Raw genomic sequence first — 14,869 nt, forward strand, 5'->3', positions numbered from 1 at the left:
ACAGAGCATGCAAGTCATCAACGATATACGCCGCGCTTGGGCGCAACTGAGCGCCGGAAAGGCGGGCCAGCCTTACCTGCCGTTCTGGCGCCAGCTGGCCGAGATGGCCTACCTGTTTTTCGTGCGCCGTATCGGCCCCGGCTACTACCTGCAGGCGCGCTGGTGGCGTACGGCGGTGCCGTTTGCCGACAAACGGGCCCACATGAACAAGAACGAGTACAACGAGTTCATCGACCGCTGGAACCGCCGCCCTTACCAGAAGAGCTCGCAGCACAAGGTGATCGAAAAGGCGATCCTGCAACTGGTCGGCGTGCCGACCCCGGAATTCATCGGCTTCATCCATCCGCAGCGCGGCGCCCGTGCCGATGGGACCGCCCTGCGCAGCCTGGCTGATCTCGACGCCCTGTGTCGCGGCCTGGTGGGCCGGAAGATCTGCTTCAAGCTGGTGGAAGGGTATGGCGGCGCCGGCTTCTTTGCCTTCCAGGTCGAGGAGCGGGCAGGGCAGCCGGTGTTCGTGCACCCGTTCACGGGCGCGGTGACGACCCTGGCCGAATGGTGGCAGCAGGCCGGCGGCAACCGCGACGGCTACATCGTCGAGCATTACCTGCCCCAGCATCCGGTGCTGGCGGCGATCCACCCGAATTCGCTCAACACCCTGCGCATCTGGCTGTACCAGGCGCGCGGCGAGTGCCGCATCGCCGGCGCCTTCCTGCGCGTGGGGCGCAAGGGTAGCCTGGTCGACAACACCAGCAGCGGCGGCATCTTCTGCCCGGTCGATCTCGCCACCGGCACGCTGACCCATGCGGCGAATGCCAAGAATCCGCTCGACACCATGGACGTGCACCCGGACACCGGCGGCCGGATCAGCGGCGTGCAGCTGCCTTACTGGCGCGAATGCCAGGAGGTGGCGATACGCGCGCTGCAGGCTTTCCCGCATGTGAACGTGGCCGGCGTGGACGTGGCGATCGGCGTCGATGGGCCGCGCATGATCGAGCTGAACGTGCGGCCGGACCAGATCGGCTGCGCCAGGATCAACCTGCCCTTGAAACAGGTGGATCGCTGGATGAGCGCGGCATAAGTCGCCTAAGCTATTGTTCAAGTGACATTGTCCTTTTATCAAAAAAGGTGGAATGAGGTGGGAGCGTTTCTGCTCCTAGCGCAAGAGGGGAGGGTGGTGCAGTTGCAAAAATTGCATCATGAAAACCTCTCTCTTTCCCCTCTCTTTGGCCGCCCTGTCCATCCTGTCTGGCTGCGCTTCGGCGCTGCCCGTGCTCGACGAACACGGCGAATTCGAAGCCACCCTGCATGCGCCGTATCGCGCCCCGGATTCGGGCCGAACGGATGCGCGCACCTTCACGCTCGCCTTCGATTACCCGAACGCCCAGCGGCCGCAACTGGTCGACTGGCAGCTGGAGCTGATCGCGCCGAGCGGCCTGGTGGTGCGCCGCTGGCAGGGCCAGACGGCATTGGCAGAGCAGGCAGTGTCGGTGCAGGTGCCCTGGTCGGGCCTGGACGCCGGCAAGCTGGCCGCCGGCGTCTACCAGGTGCGGCTGCGCGCCGGCAGCCGCGATGCCGGCAGCACGGCGCCGTCCGCCGACGTGCACGAGCAGGGCTGGCAGATCGAAGTCGGCCCGGCGCAAACGCCCAGCACGCCGCGCTTTGCGCCGCTGCCCGTCGGTCGCACGCTGGGCGCCGCACCGGCGCCCGAGTCCTTGCCCTACACCGTCTACCTCGGCAACCTGCACAGCCAGACCAACCACAGCGACGGCGGCGCCGCGCTGGACAGCTGCAAGGGTGCGCAGGAACCCTTGAAGGCGCCGTATGGTCCCGAGGCCGCCTACGCCTACGCACACAGGCACGGGCTGGACATCCTGGTGACGTCCGAGCACAACCACATGTATGACGGCTCGGCCGGCACCGGCAAGGATGCCGACGCCTCCGTCCCCGGCGCGCTCTACCGCAAGGGGCTGGAGGCCGCGGCAGGCTACAGCGCCGCCCATCCGGACTTTCTAGCGCTGTACGGCATGGAATGGGGCGTGATCGACAAGGGCGGCCACATCAACATCTTCAACAGCGACCAGTTGCTGGGCTGGGAAAAGAACGGCAAAGGTGAATTGCTGGCCGATGTGCTCACGCCGCGCAGCGATTATCCATCCCTGTACACCCTGATGCGCGAGCGCGGCTGGATCGGGCAGTTCAACCACCCGTCGTCCAGCGGCCAGTTCATGGCCGGCGGCGCCGCGCTCGGCTACACGGCGGACGGCGACGAGGCGATGGCGCTGTGCGAGGTGGTCAACAGCACGGCCTTTTCGGTCAACGACAAGGAAGGCGAAACCCGGCGCAGCAATTTCGAAGGGGCCTGCAACAAGCTGCTGGAAGCGGGCTTCCACGTTGCCTTCAGCACCAACCAGGACAACCACTGCGCCAACTGGGGTACCGCTTCCGGCAACCGCACCGGGGTCTTGATTCCGAACGGCGTGGCCCTGGGCCGCGACAGTTTCATCGACGCGTTGAAAGCGCGGCGGGTGTTTGCGACCATGGACAAGGGGTCGCAACTGATCTTGACTGCGAACGGGCGCCTGATGGGCGAGCGCTTTTCGAATAGCGGCCCGTTGACGCTGGTGGCGAATTTCGCCAGCGTCACCGGCAAGCAGGTGGCGGCGGTGGCGATCATGGAAGGCGTGCCGGGGCGGGGCGGGGTGGTGACGCAGATGTCGAGCGAGGCGACCACGACCTTCACGCCGGCGCCGGGTGCGCATTTCTATTATGCGAAGGTGACGCAGGCCGATGGCAACGTGCTGTGGTCGGCGCCGGTGTGGGTGACGCAGGAGCCGTAGTCCGGGACGGTGACCGTACGGTGGGCACTCCGTGCCCACGCGGAAGCATGCGTCACGGCTGCTCTCCTCGATGCGCATCATGTGATCGGACGCCAACGCCCGCACAAGCGTTGCGTTAGCGCGTCGTTCCGCGTGGGCACAGAGTGCCCACCGTACGGTCGGAGCCAATGACTCCGGACTGGCTGCGAGTTATTCGAGGCCGGCTGCACAAACAAAAACGGCGAACCCGCAGGCCCGCCGTTCGCATGCATGCCGATGAAGCTTATTCGCCCATCTGGCTCTGCAGGTAGTTCTGGATGCCGACCTTGACGATCAGGTCGAGCTGGGTTTCCAGCCACTCGATGTGTTCCTCGGTGTCTTCCAGGATCATCAGGAGCAAGTCGCGCGACACGTAGTCGGCGGCGGCTTCGCAGGCGGCGATGCCTTCCTTGACGGTGATCTGGGCGCCGCGCTCGAGCTTCAGGTCGCATTCCAGCATTTCCTGGGTCGATTCGCCGATCAGGATCTTGTGCAGGGCTTGCAGGTTCGGCAGGCCGTCGAGCATCAGGATGCGGTCGATCAGCTTGTCGGCGTGCTTCATTTCGCCGATCGATTCGTCGTACTCTTTCTTGCCGAGCTTGGTGAAGCCCCAGTGACGGTACATCCGCGCGTGCAGGAAGTACTGGTTGATGGCCGTGAGTTCGTTGGTCAGCTGCGCGTTGAGCAGCCGAATGACGTTGGGATCGCCCTTCATGATGGTGTGCCTTGTTCTGGTGGAGGTTGCCGCCATCATAGCAAAGGGCGCGACGGCGCGTGCCGGAAAACCGGCACGGCGGGGATAACTACAACGCTCAGGCCAGCTGGGCCGGGCGGAAGCTCAGTTCGGTAACGGTCGTCTTGCTGTCGATGTGTTCGTTCAGGACTTCGCGGGCATAGCTCACGCATTTGCCACAGCAGGTGCCGAGGCCCAGTTCCTGGCGCAGCTCGGCCACGGAGGTGATGCCGAGGTCCACGGCCTGGCGGATTTCACGGTCGGAGATGTTGTTGCAGACACAGACGATCATCGAAAGCTTCCTTAACGCCGGGATAACGTTGCTTGATAATTAATGAGAATCGTTCTCATTCGTGTTGTATTCTGCTGAAACTCGGCCACGAACGCAAGCGGATTTGTTGTGTATGGGCCCCTTAAATAGAAATAATTCGCATTTAGGTTTATGATGCTAGTATCTGTCTCATCAGCGCTACACGGATTGCGTCGCATCAGTGATCAGTCGACCACTGAACCGCACCACGAGCGCGCATTGGCACTACTTCAACGGAACCCGCGATGACTCTCAATCCCACCCTGACCACGCTCGACGCCCTGAAGGTCGGGCAAAGTGCCACCGTGATCCACCTCACGCCCACCACGCAGGGCGGCGCCGACGTGCCGCGCCGCCTGATGGAGCTGGGCTTCGTGCCGGGCGAGCGTATCCGCATGCTCAAGCGCGGCCTGCCGGGCGGCCCGGTGGCGGTCAAGGTCGGCGAATCGACTTTCGCATTGCGCAAATTCGAGGCCGCACTCGTATCAATTCAGCCGGAATAATCGATGGGTGTCATGGAACAACAGGTGGCGACGCGTGCGCCCCTGATCGCATTGCTTGGTAATCCGAACTGCGGCAAGACTGCCCTGTTCAACCGTCTCACCGGCTCGCGCCAGAAGGTCGCCAACTACGCCGGCGTCACCATCGAACGCAAGGAAGGCCACTTCACGTCGCCCAAGGGCCACGCCATGCGCGTGCTCGACCTGCCGGGCGCCTACAGCCTCACCGCCCAGACCCCGGACGAAGCGATCACGCGCGACGTCGTGGCCGGCCTGCGCGCCGGCGAAAAGTCGCCCGACATCGTGGTCTGCGTGGTCAACGCCACCAACCTGCGCCTGAACCTGCGCCTGGTGCTGGAAATCCAGCGCCTCGGCCTGCCGATGGTGCTGGCCCTGAACATGGTCGACGTCGCGAAAAAGCGCGGCATCGAAATCGACAGCGAACGCTTGTCGAAAGAGCTCGGCATGCCGGTGGTCGAAACCGTGGCGATCCAGGCCGGCGGCGAACGCGCCCTGGTCGAGCTGCTCGACAAGGCGGACCTCGACCTCAACGTCAAGCCGCAGCCGCTGGCCGCCATCGACGCCGTGCCGGTCGAACAGACCCAGCGCGAAGTGCGCCGCATCGTCGAGGCCAGCACCAGCTATGCCCACGACAAGGGCAATTTGTCGGAAAAGATCGACAACGTGGTGCTGCACCCGGTGGTCGGCCCTATCCTGCTGGCGGCGCTGATGTTCATCATCTTCCAGGCCGTGTTCAGCTGGGCCGAAGCGCCGATGGACTTCATCGAGAGCAGCGTCGGCGCCATCGGCGAATTCGTCGGCTCGGTGCTGGCCGAAGGCCCGCTGCACAGCCTGATCGTGGACGGCATCATCGCCGGCGTCGGCGGCGTGCTGGTGTTCCTGCCGCAGATCCTGATCCTGTTCTTCTTCATCCTGATCCTGGAAGACATCGGCTACCTGCCGCGCGCCGCCTTCCTGCTCGACCGCATGATGGGCGGCGTCGGCCTCTCGGGCCGCGCCTTCATTCCGCTCTTGTCGTCGTTTGCCTGCGCGATTCCCGGCGTGATGGCCGCGCGCACCATCCAGAACCCGCGCGACCGCCTGGTGACGATCATGATCGCGCCCTTGATGACGTGTTCGGCGCGCCTGCCGGTGTACGCCCTGATCATCGCCGCCTTCATTCCCGAGCGCGAGGTCGGCATCTTCAATTTGCAGGGCCTGGTGCTATTCGCGCTGTACGTGATGGGCATCGTCAGCGCCATGGGCGTGGCCTGGTACATGAAGCGCCGCAGCGGCAGCGGCCAGCATCCGCTGATGATGGAACTGCCGGCTTACCACTGGCCGCACCTGCGTTCGCTGGCGCTGGGCCTGTGGGAACGCGCGGTGATCTTCCTGATGCGCGTCGGTACCCTGATCCTGACGCTGACGATCCTGCTCTGGTTCCTGTCGAGCTTCCCGGGCGCCCCGGAAGGCGCGACGCAGCCGCCGATCTACTACAGCGTGGCCGGCATGCTGGGCCGCGCGCTGGAGTTCATCTTCGCGCCAATCGGCTTCGGCTGGCAGATCTGCATCGCCCTGGTGCCGGGGATGGCCGCACGCGAAGTGGCGGTTGGCGCGCTGGGCACCGTGTATGCGCTGTCCGAATCCGGCGATGACGTGGCCAACACCCTCGGCCCGCTGCTCGCTACCTCGTGGTCGATGGCCACCGCACTGTCGCTGCTGGCCTGGTACGTGTACGCGCCGCAGTGCCTGGCGACCCTGTCGACGGTGCGCCGCGAAACCGGCAGCGCAAAATATGCCTGGATGATGGCGGGCTACATGTTCGGCCTGGCCTACGTGGCCTCGTTCATCACCTACCGCGTCGCGCTGGCGCTGGGCGGCGGCTGACATGTGGCAGGAGCTGGTCGTCGCCGTGTTCGTGCTGGTGGCCGCCGTGTACGTCGGCGCCAAGTACCTGCCGGCGGCCTGGCGCGTGCGCATCGTGAACCGCCTGTCAAAGGGCGGGGCGGATTCGAAGCTGGTGCGCTGGCTCGATACGGGCGGGAGCTGCGGGAGTGGGTGCAATAGCTGCAATACCTGCGAGACGCCGGCGGAGCCAACCCCGCCTGAAAGCGGAAAGCACCGCGTCATCAAAATCCACCAGGACCGCTGACGGCTTGTCGGCGATCACGTCAAATTCGTAGGGTGGGCACTTGTGCCCACGCGGTCGTACCTCCTGCACGCCGCCAGTGTCGCCATGTGACGCTACTTCTGCATACGCTTGACCAACCACACAAACAGACGCGGCCGACGGTAATACGATGCCGCACCATGTCCCGCTATCGTCGCGCCATCACCGGCTCCACCTTTTTCTTCACGGTCGTCGCACACCGGCGGCGTCCCATCTTCTGTAACCCGGCAATACGGGCCAGCCTCCATCAAGCGATTCGCTTCGTGCGGGCCACGCGGCCATTCGTCATCGATGCATGGGTAGTTTTGCCCGACCACATGCATTGCATCTGGACCTTGCCGGAGGATGATGTCAATTATTCGAACCGCTGGTTTGCAATCAAACGGTTCGTGTCGAGCGGGGCGGGGCATGCCTTGCATGATCCATCTCTGTTGACCGCATCGCGACGAAAGCATCGAGAGTCAACGATCTGGCAACGGCGGTTCTGGGAGCATCAGATCCAGGACGAGAACGATTTCGAGCGACACATGGATTACATCCATTTCAATCCCGTGAAGCACAAGTACGTCCAGCAGGTCAGGGAATGGCCGCATTCGACGTTTCATCGGTATGTGCGTGATGGCGTGTATCCGTCGGATTGGGGCGGGAGGCCAGGTATCGAAGAGATGTTGATCGAATAGGCGGTGGGGTATGCATCGGTACGACCGCGTGGGCACGAGCGCCCACCCTACAACCCCAGTGCTGCGATCAGGCGCTTGGCATCATACGGCGCATGCACCTTGATATCGTTGTCAAAGTAGCAGTAAACGTCCCTGCTCTTGCGCCTGGGCGGGGCTTTGGGTGACACCCGCCCGCCATCTTCCGGCTGCCCACCCATGCTCCACGCCCGTATCTTCCCGGCCCAGCGCTCGATCGCCGCATCGCCATACCCGCTCGCGTACAGCTCCTCATCCCCATGCAAGCGCAGGTACATGAAGTCGGCCGTCACATCCTCCATGTACGGCCACTTGCCCGCCGTATCGGCCACCACCAGCGCCACGTTGTACTTGCGCAGCAGCGCAATGAAACGCTCGTCGCGAAAACTCGGATGCCGCACTTCCACCGCATGCCGCATCGGCCGCTTCGCATCCATGGCCAGCGACACCTTGCCCTCCATGCGCGGCTGGTACTGCAGCGCGCGTTCCAATGCCGCTTCGGTATCCTGCGGCAGCAGGGAAAGAAAATGCTCGAAGCGTTCATGGTCGAACTTCACCATCTCGGGAAACTGCCACAGGAAGGGCCCGAGCTTCTCGCGCAGTTCGAAGATGCCCGAGGCCAGCACGTTGGCCAGCGGCCCCTCGATCTCCTTCAGCTTGAGCATGTGGGTGATGAAGCGGTTGCCCTTTACCGCGAAGAGAAAACCCGGCGGCGTGGCGGCATACCAGGCGGCGTAGCTCTCGGGGCGCTGCAGCGAGTAGAACGAGCCGTTGATCTCGATGGTCGGCAACTGGCGCGACGCGTAGTCGAGCTCGCGCGCCTGGGCCAGGCCCTTGGGATAGAAGACGCCGCGCCACGGCACGTAGCGCCAGCCGGAGATACCGATGTAGATCGCCATGGGGCGATCATAGAGGCGCAGGCTGCCGCGCTCGGTGCGTTGCCGAACGCGTGCAGCCAGATGCAGGCGTCAGGTCAAGGCGAGAGGGCGGCGCACGCCGCCGGCTGCCGCCACCTTGAACACGCCCACCACCTCCGACAGGCGCTCGGCCTGCAGGCGCATCGATTCGGCGGCGGCCGCCGCTTCCTCGACCAGGGCCGCGTTCTTCTGCGTCACGCCATCCATCTCGGCGATCGCGCGGTTCACCTGGCTGATGCCGGCTTCCTGCTCGGCGCTGGCGGCGGTGATCTCGCCGATGATGCCGTTCACCTGGCGCACGCTGGCCACGATTTCCTGCATGGTGGCGCCGGCGTGGTGCACCAGGGCGCTGCCCGCATCGACCTTGCTCACCGAATCGTCGATCAGGGCTTTCACTTCGCGCGCCGCCGCCGCCGAGCGCTGGGCCAGGCTGCGCACTTCGCTTGCCACGACCGCGAAGCCGCGCCCCTGTTCGCCGGCGCGCGCCGCTTCCACCGCCGCGTTCAGGGCCAGGATGTTGGTCTGGAAGGCGATGCCGTCGATGACGCCGATGATGTCGACGATCTTGCGCGAGGAGGCGTTGATCGAGTCCATGGTCTGCACCACCTGCTGCACCACCTCGCCGCCGCGTACGGCCACGTCGGCCGCCTGCGAGGCCAGCGTGTTGGCGTGGCGCGCGTGCGCGGCGTTCTGCTGGACGGCGCCGGTCAGTTCCTCCATCGAGGATGCGGTTTCCTCCAGCGAGCCGGCCTGCTGCTCGGTGCGGTTCGACAGGTCGTGGTTGCCGGCCGCGATCTGGGCCGAAGCGCTGGCGATGGCCTGGATGCCGGTGTCGACTTCGCCGACAATGCTGTTCAGGCTGCCGTTCATCTCGCGCAGGGCGCCCAGCAGGTGGGCGGTTTCGTCGTGGCCGCGCACGTCGATCACGGTGGTGAGGTCGCCGGCGGCAACGGTGCGCGCCACGCTGACGGCGCGCGCCATTGGCCGGGCAATGCTGCGCGAGAGCGACAAGCCGAACAGCATCAGGATGGCGGACAGGACGAGCGTCGCACCCGAGAACCAGGCCACGCGCGGCCAGAAGATGGCGCCGATGGTGTCGGTATAGACGCCGGAACCGACCACCCAGCCCCAGGCCGGCACGCCCTTCACGTAGGAGATCTTCGGCACCGGCGCGTCCTGGCCCGGCTTTGGCCACAGGTAGGCGACGAAGCCGGCGCCATCCTTCTTGACGACGTCGACCATGGCCACGAACAGGTGCAGGCCGTTCGGGTCGGTATGCGCACGCAGGTCCTGGCCATCGAGCTCGGGCTTGATCGGGTGCATCAGCATGCGCGGCGTCATGTCGTTGACAAAGATATATTCCTGGCCGCTGTAGCGCAGTGCCTTGAGCGTCGCCAGGGCGGCGCGCTTGGCGTCAGGCTCGTCTATCGTGCCGGCGGCGGCCGCCTGCCGGTAGTGCTCGACGACACTGGTGGCCAGTTCGACCGCCTGGCGCACGCCGCTGCCGCGCTCGTCCTCGATCAGGCCGCGTTCGGATAGCAGGAAGCAGGCGGCAACGATGGCCATGCCGAGGCCGGTACTGAAGGTCAACAAGCCAAGTTTCTGGGCGATGGTCAGGCGTAGCAGTGTGAGCATGGATCGGTCGTGGCGCAGTGGGAAAAGTGACGGAAAAGCCGATGAGCGAGGGCAACGGCGCGTAAATACAAGGAATTCCTTATGTGAAAATGATAAAACTGAGCAAGTATAGCGAATGTTGCCTAAATAAAACGTCTAATCTGAAAATGTTCCTTGTCTTTTTGTGATGGCTCAACAATGCTAAGCTAGCGCTCCCTTCCACCACGGCATCGCGACCATGATCACCGTCCATCACCTGAACAATTCGCGCTCCCAGCGCATCCTCTGGCTGCTCGAGGAACTGGGCCTGGAATACGAGATCAAAAAGTACCAGCGCGACCCGAAGACCATGTTGGCGCCGCCCGAGCTGAAGGCCGTGCACCCGCTGGGCAAGTCGCCGGTGATCACCGACGACGGCACCGTGGTGGCCGAATCCGGCGCCATCGTCGAGTACCTGGTCGAGCGCTACGGCAACGGGCGCCTGGTGCCCGCGGCCGGCACGCCGGAAAAACTGAAGTACACCTATTTCCTGCACTTCGCCGAAGGCTCCGCCATGTCGCCGCTGCTGATGAAACTGGTATTCGACCGCATCGAGAACGGCCCCATGCCCTTCTTCGTCAAGCCGGTCGCGCGCGGCATCGCACGCAAGGTGAAGGAGGGCTTTGTGAACCCGAACATCCAGGCCCAGCTTGATTACCTGGAATCCGAACTGAAGGCGCGGCCCTGGTTCGCCGGCGGCGAATTTTCCGCCGCCGACATCCAGATGAGCTTTGCGCTGGAAGCGGCGGCCTCGCGCGGCGGCCTGGGCGCCCAGTACCCGCAGCTGAGCGGCTTCCTGCAGCGCATCCATGCGCGTCCGGCCTACCAGCGTGCGCTGGAGCGCGGCGGCAAGTACGACTATGCCCGCTGATGATGACAAGGTGATGGCAAGCTGATGGCAAAACTGCTCGCGATCGACGGACTGAACATCGTGCGCCGGGTTTACGAAGCGAGCCCGGAGCCCGACTCCGACCTGAAGGCCAGCATCGCGCTGCGCCACGCGTTCTCGTCCTTCCGCAACGTGCTCGAGGTGCACGCGCCGACCCACGTGCTGGCCGCCTTCGACTATGGCGGTGAGAACTGGCGCCACGCGCTGTATCCGCGCTACCGCGAGCACCGCGCGCCGATGCCGGCCGTGCTGCGCGAAGCGCTGCCGGAATTCCAGGAGCGACTGAAGGCGGCCGGGGTGCCGGTGGCGATGCTGCCCGGCGTCGAGGCCGACGACGTGGTCGCCACCTGCGTGATGCGCTGGCTGCAGGAGAATCGCGGCGAGGCCATCGTCGCCACCACCGACAAGGACCTGCACGTGTTGATCGCGCACGGCGCCCTGGTCTGGGACCACTTCAAGAACGAGTGGCACGACGACGCCTGGGTGCGCAACAAGTTCGGCGTGGCGCCCGAGCTGCTGCACGATTTATTGGCGCTGATGGGCGACGCCACCGACGGCGTGCCGGGCGTGTCGAAAGTCGGCATGAAGACCGCCGCGCGCCTGCTCAACGCCTATGGCAGCCTGGACGCCGTGATGGCCGGCGCCGGCATCCTCAAGACCCCGCTAGGCGAGCGCTTGCGCGCCGAACGCGAGATACTGTATCTGTCGCGCCAGCTGGTGCAGCTGAAGACCGACGTGCGCCTGGGCGTGACGTGGAAGATGCTGGCCTACGAGTCGCATTGAGAAAGGAGGCCCGGACATGCTGAAGGCAGTATTGGTGGATTCGAACGCGATCTCGCGCGGCTTGCTCAATACCGTGCTCACCGAAGGCAGCTACGACGTGGTCGGCCAGACCCACACCGGCCACGGCGGCATGCTGCTGGCCACGAAGTTCCGTCCGCACCTGATCTGCATCGCGCGCGAGCAGGTCGAGGACAGCGACATCGTCGAGCAGCTGCGTGCCACGCTGCCCAAGACCCTGATCTTCATGGTCTCGGGCACGCTCGACGCGCCCACCATCCAGGGCGCCCTCGCGCGCGGCGTGCACGGCTTCATCGTCAGGCCCTTCAAGGCCGACGCCGTGCTCAAGACCATCCGGAATACCGTGCTTGCCGTGGTCAAGAAGCAGCAGGGCGGCGCCTGATTTCCTCGGCCGCAATCGCAGCCAGTTCCTCCAGGGCGCGCAGTTCGCGTTCGCGCAGGCGGCGCGGTTCGCGGTCCATCACGCACAAGGCCCCCAGCCGGAAACCCCGGGCGTCGACCAGCGGCACGCCGGCATAGAAGCAGACGTGCGGGGGGCCGGTCACCAAGGGGTTGTCGCGAAAGCGGCCGTCGAGCCGGGCGTCGGCCACCATCATCGGCTCGCCGCCCAGGATCGTGTGGCTGCAAAAGGCCATGTCGCGCGGAGTCTCGGTAAAGCCGATCCCGACCCGCGACTTGAACCACTGGCGCTGTTCGTCCACCAGGGTCAGCATGGCGATCGGGCTGCCGGTGATCTGGGCCGCCAGCCAGGTCAGGCGGTCGAACACGGTCTCGGGAGCGCTGCCGACCAGGCCGGTGGCGGCCAACGCGGCCAGGCGTGCCGGCTCGTTGGCTGGCAGCGCGGGCACGGCCTGCGCCCGGTGCATGGGGTTGGCAAGACAATCCGGGTCGGCCGGCGACAGCAGCGGCGCCAGGCCGGCGCGTTCGCGCAGCAGGGCGCTGACTGCGCTCAGGCGCACGCGGCGATGGCCGCCCGGCGTTTTCCAGGCGGGAAGCAAGCCGTTTTCGATCCACTGCTGGGTCGTGCTGACCGCAATGCCGAGCAGCGCGGCAGCCTCGCGGGTGGTCAGGATCGGATCGTCCGAATGCTCGGAAAGATGCGCAGACATGACAAAAATTCTTTCAACTCACAAATAAATGGAGTGTGCATTCTACTTTATGCCAACAAAAATTTATCGAATTTGATGATGGCAGGTTGCCATAAAACATCACGGATCGTCCAGTTTGTGGAACTATGGAGCGAATGCCTGGAATTTATGTTGACGTGTAGAAATTTGACGATCAAAATGGTGGTAACCGTCAAATCCGTCATTTGTTTGCGCGCACCGCCAAGGAAGCCATGTCCCACCACTCAATGTCAGCACAACAGGAAGCAGAGCGTCTCGACGCCCTGCGCAAGCTGGAACTGCTCGACACGCCGCCCAGCGAGGCCTTCGACCGCATCACGCGCATGGCGGCGCAGCTGTTCCAGCTGCCGGTGGCGGCGGTATCGCTGACGGATGCGGACCGCCAGTGGTTCAAGTCGCGCGTGGGCGTCGACCATACCTCGATCCCGCGCGAGAACGCTCCCTGCGCCAAGGTGGCCGACAACGGCAACATGCTGGTGGTGAGCGACATGCAGACCGACGAATGCTTCCACGACAGCCACCTGGCGCGTTCGGGCGTGCGTTTCTATGCGGGCGCGCCGTTGATCACGCGCGACGGCTACTGCCTGGGCGCGATGTGCGTGCTCGGCACCGAGCCGCGCGAGATTACCGGCGCCGAGCGCGAAGGCCTGGCCGACCTGGCGTCGATGGTGATGGCGCAGATCGAACTGCAGCACGCCATCGGCCGCATCGACCCGGCCAGCGGCCTGCCGAATCGCAGCCAGTTCATCGAAGACATGAGCGACCTGGCCAACGAGCGCCCGCTTGGCGAGACCCGGCTGGCGGCAATGGTCAACCTGACCACGCCCGAGCAGCTCAGCGACGCCATGCGCGCGATGGGCGCCGGCTACCTCGACGAGATCGTGGAGGAGGCCGTGCGCATGCTGCGCGCCGCGCTCGGCCCGGGCCGCAAGGTCTACCACGTGGCCCCGACCCAGTTCGTGTTCCTGGCCGAGCCCGGCGCCGACGTCCAGCGCTTCTGCGACTGGCTGGCCAGCTGGATCGAACTGCGCGCGAACGCCATGACCTCGCGCTTCATGACCACGACCACCATTGGCGTGGCGCCGTTCCAGGTCGGGAAAAGCGACACGCTCGAGGTCCTGCGCGACATGCACAGCGCCGCCCACGACGCCCTCGACGGTTCGCGCCGCGTGCGCGTGTTCTCGGCCGAGCAGAACGCGGTGTTCCTGCGCCGCTTTTACCTGGTCAACGAATTCGGCGCGGCGCTCGAGAGCGCCGACCAGCTGCGCCTGGTGTTCCAGCCGAAGGTCGAACTGCCGACCGGGCGCTGCCTCGGCGCCGAAGCCCTGCTGCGCTGGAGCCATCCGGTGCTGGGCGAGGTGTCGCCGGGCGAGTTCTTCCCCTTGATCGAACAGACCTCGCTGGCGCGCGCCACCACGCGCTGGGTGCTGGCCCAGGCGCTGCGGCAGCTGGCCGCATGGCGCAACGCCGGCCTGAAGCTGCAGATGGCGGTAAACGTCTCGGCGGTGAACCTGACCGAAGCGGACTTCTGCACCCACGTGGCCGAGCAGCTGCGCCGTCACGGTTTGCCGCCCGAGGCGCTGGCGCTGGAAATCACGGAAAGCGCGCTGATGAAGAACCGCGCGCAGGCCATGAAGACCCTGGCGGACCTGGCCGCGGCCGGCGTGCACCTGGCGATCGACGACTTCGGCACCGGCTACAGCAGCCTGGCCTATCTGCAGAGCGTGCCGGCCAGCGTGGTCAAGATCGACCAGAGCTTCGTGCGCGACCTCGATACCGACAAGCACAAGCGGGCGCTGGTGAGTACGGTCATCAAGCTCTCGCACGACCTTGGCCGCAGCGTGGTGGCCGAGGGCGTCGAAACCGCGGCGGTGGCCGCCCTGCTGCAGGCGGAAGGCTGTGACCAGGCGCAGGGTTACCTGTACGCGCGCCCGATGGCGCCGGAAGACTTCGAGCGCTGGATCTGCGCCAAGTGGACGCTGCCGCGCGAGCGCCAGGCGGTGGCGCCGAAGCTGGCCTGCGCTTGACGGACGTTTGAAAAAACGGCTGGATCGGTATGTAGGGTGGGCACTTGTGCCCACGCGGTCTCATCGCATGCTGGTACGCGGCGTCGATTTCGTCGGGATTGCTTGGTGTACGGCTTCAGTTAATGGCGCGAATGATCGCCGGCTCTACCGCGTGGGCACAAGTGCCCACCCTACAAGAACGAACACGACAAA

15 protein-coding genes are annotated in these 14,869 nt (G+C 65.1%); 10 read left to right on the forward strand and 5 right to left on the reverse strand.

All coding sequences use genetic code 11. The features are described 5' to 3' along the window. The first annotated feature begins 7 nt into the window (after positions 1-7). Positions 8-1,078, forward strand: coding sequence for a sugar-transfer associated ATP-grasp domain-containing protein (locus ACWYRN_RS10370; protein ID WP_488692309.1), 1,071 nt, complete (start codon positions 8-10; stop codon positions 1,076-1,078). A 118-nt stretch (positions 1,079-1,196) separates the two neighbouring features. Next, a complete protein-coding gene (locus ACWYRN_RS10375) occupies positions 1,197-2,837 on the forward strand; it encodes a CehA/McbA family metallohydrolase (RefSeq protein ID WP_488692311.1) in 1,641 nt (546 codons plus the stop codon). Between the two features lie 262 nt (positions 2,838-3,099). Here ACWYRN_RS10375 and bfr read toward each other — a convergent pair whose 3' ends face one another. Together bfr and ACWYRN_RS10385 are read right to left on the reverse strand one after the other, a co-directional pair. Then, complete coding sequence (gene bfr, locus ACWYRN_RS10380; protein WP_229435948.1) at positions 3,100-3,570, reverse strand: bacterioferritin; 471 nt, start codon at positions 3,568-3,570, stop codon at positions 3,100-3,102. 97 nt (positions 3,571-3,667) lie between these two features. After that, positions 3,668-3,880, reverse strand: a complete 213-nt coding sequence (locus tag ACWYRN_RS10385; protein ID WP_488692313.1) for a (2Fe-2S)-binding protein — start codon at positions 3,878-3,880, stop codon at positions 3,668-3,670. Between the two features lie 263 nt (positions 3,881-4,143). Here ACWYRN_RS10385 and ACWYRN_RS10390 point away from each other — a divergent pair, with 263 nt between their 5' ends. From ACWYRN_RS10390 to ACWYRN_RS10405, 4 genes are all read left to right on the forward strand, one after another. Next, a complete protein-coding gene (locus ACWYRN_RS10390) occupies positions 4,144-4,401 on the forward strand; it encodes a FeoA family protein (protein WP_488692315.1) in 258 nt (85 codons plus the stop codon). A 3-nt stretch (positions 4,402-4,404) separates the two neighbouring features. Next, on the forward strand, positions 4,405-6,285 hold the full coding sequence (gene feoB / locus ACWYRN_RS10395; RefSeq protein WP_488692316.1) for a ferrous iron transporter B: 1,881 nt from the start codon (positions 4,405-4,407) through the stop codon (positions 6,283-6,285). A 1-nt stretch (position 6,286) separates the two neighbouring features. Then, positions 6,287-6,550: a DUF6587 family protein gene (locus tag ACWYRN_RS10400; RefSeq protein WP_488692317.1), complete on the forward strand. Its 264-nt coding sequence runs from the start codon at positions 6,287-6,289 to the stop codon at positions 6,548-6,550. Positions 6,551-6,708: 158 nt separating this feature from the next. Then, the gene (locus tag ACWYRN_RS10405) at positions 6,709-7,248 is read left to right on the forward strand and encodes an REP-associated tyrosine transposase (protein ID WP_488692319.1); all 540 of its coding nucleotides are present in this window, start codon (positions 6,709-6,711) and stop codon (positions 7,246-7,248) included. Positions 7,249-7,295: 47 nt separating this feature from the next. Here ACWYRN_RS10405 and ACWYRN_RS10410 read toward each other — a convergent pair whose 3' ends face one another. Both ACWYRN_RS10410 and ACWYRN_RS10415 read right to left on the reverse strand, forming a co-directional pair. Then, entirely contained in the window at positions 7,296-8,162 is an 867-nt protein-coding gene (locus ACWYRN_RS10410; protein WP_488692320.1) for a DUF72 domain-containing protein, read from the reverse strand. 69 nt (positions 8,163-8,231) lie between these two features. Beyond that, positions 8,232-9,815: a methyl-accepting chemotaxis protein gene (locus tag ACWYRN_RS10415; protein WP_488692322.1), complete on the reverse strand. Its 1,584-nt coding sequence runs from the start codon at positions 9,813-9,815 to the stop codon at positions 8,232-8,234. Between the two features lie 217 nt (positions 9,816-10,032). Here ACWYRN_RS10415 and ACWYRN_RS10420 point away from each other — a divergent pair, with 217 nt between their 5' ends. From ACWYRN_RS10420 to ACWYRN_RS10430, 3 genes are read left to right on the forward strand one after another with little or no spacing between them, the layout of a single operon-like run. Then, on the forward strand, positions 10,033-10,704 hold the full coding sequence (locus ACWYRN_RS10420) for a glutathione S-transferase (protein ID WP_488692323.1): 672 nt from the start codon (positions 10,033-10,035) through the stop codon (positions 10,702-10,704). A gap of 24 nt (positions 10,705-10,728) precedes the next feature. Continuing rightward, positions 10,729-11,505 (forward strand): 5'-3' exonuclease, encoded by a 777-nt coding sequence (locus tag ACWYRN_RS10425; RefSeq protein WP_488692324.1) that lies wholly within the window; start codon positions 10,729-10,731, stop codon positions 11,503-11,505. 16 nt (positions 11,506-11,521) lie between these two features. Further along, positions 11,522-11,905 (forward strand): response regulator, encoded by a 384-nt coding sequence (locus tag ACWYRN_RS10430; protein WP_488692326.1) that lies wholly within the window; start codon positions 11,522-11,524, stop codon positions 11,903-11,905. On the opposite strand, the gene ACWYRN_RS10435 is transcribed toward ACWYRN_RS10430, so the two are convergent. Further along, entirely contained in the window at positions 11,880-12,632 is a 753-nt protein-coding gene (locus ACWYRN_RS10435; protein ID WP_488692328.1) for a GAF domain-containing protein, read from the reverse strand. The two genes, ACWYRN_RS10430 and ACWYRN_RS10435, sit on opposite strands and share 26 nt — an antisense overlap. Before the next feature lie 230 nt (positions 12,633-12,862). Here ACWYRN_RS10435 and ACWYRN_RS10440 point away from each other — a divergent pair, with 230 nt between their 5' ends. After that, positions 12,863-14,677, forward strand: coding sequence for a putative bifunctional diguanylate cyclase/phosphodiesterase (locus ACWYRN_RS10440; RefSeq protein WP_488692329.1), 1,815 nt, complete (start codon positions 12,863-12,865; stop codon positions 14,675-14,677). Positions 14,678-14,869 lie beyond the last annotated feature (192 nt).

Source organism: Massilia sp. BAP21 (genome assembly GCF_057801335.1).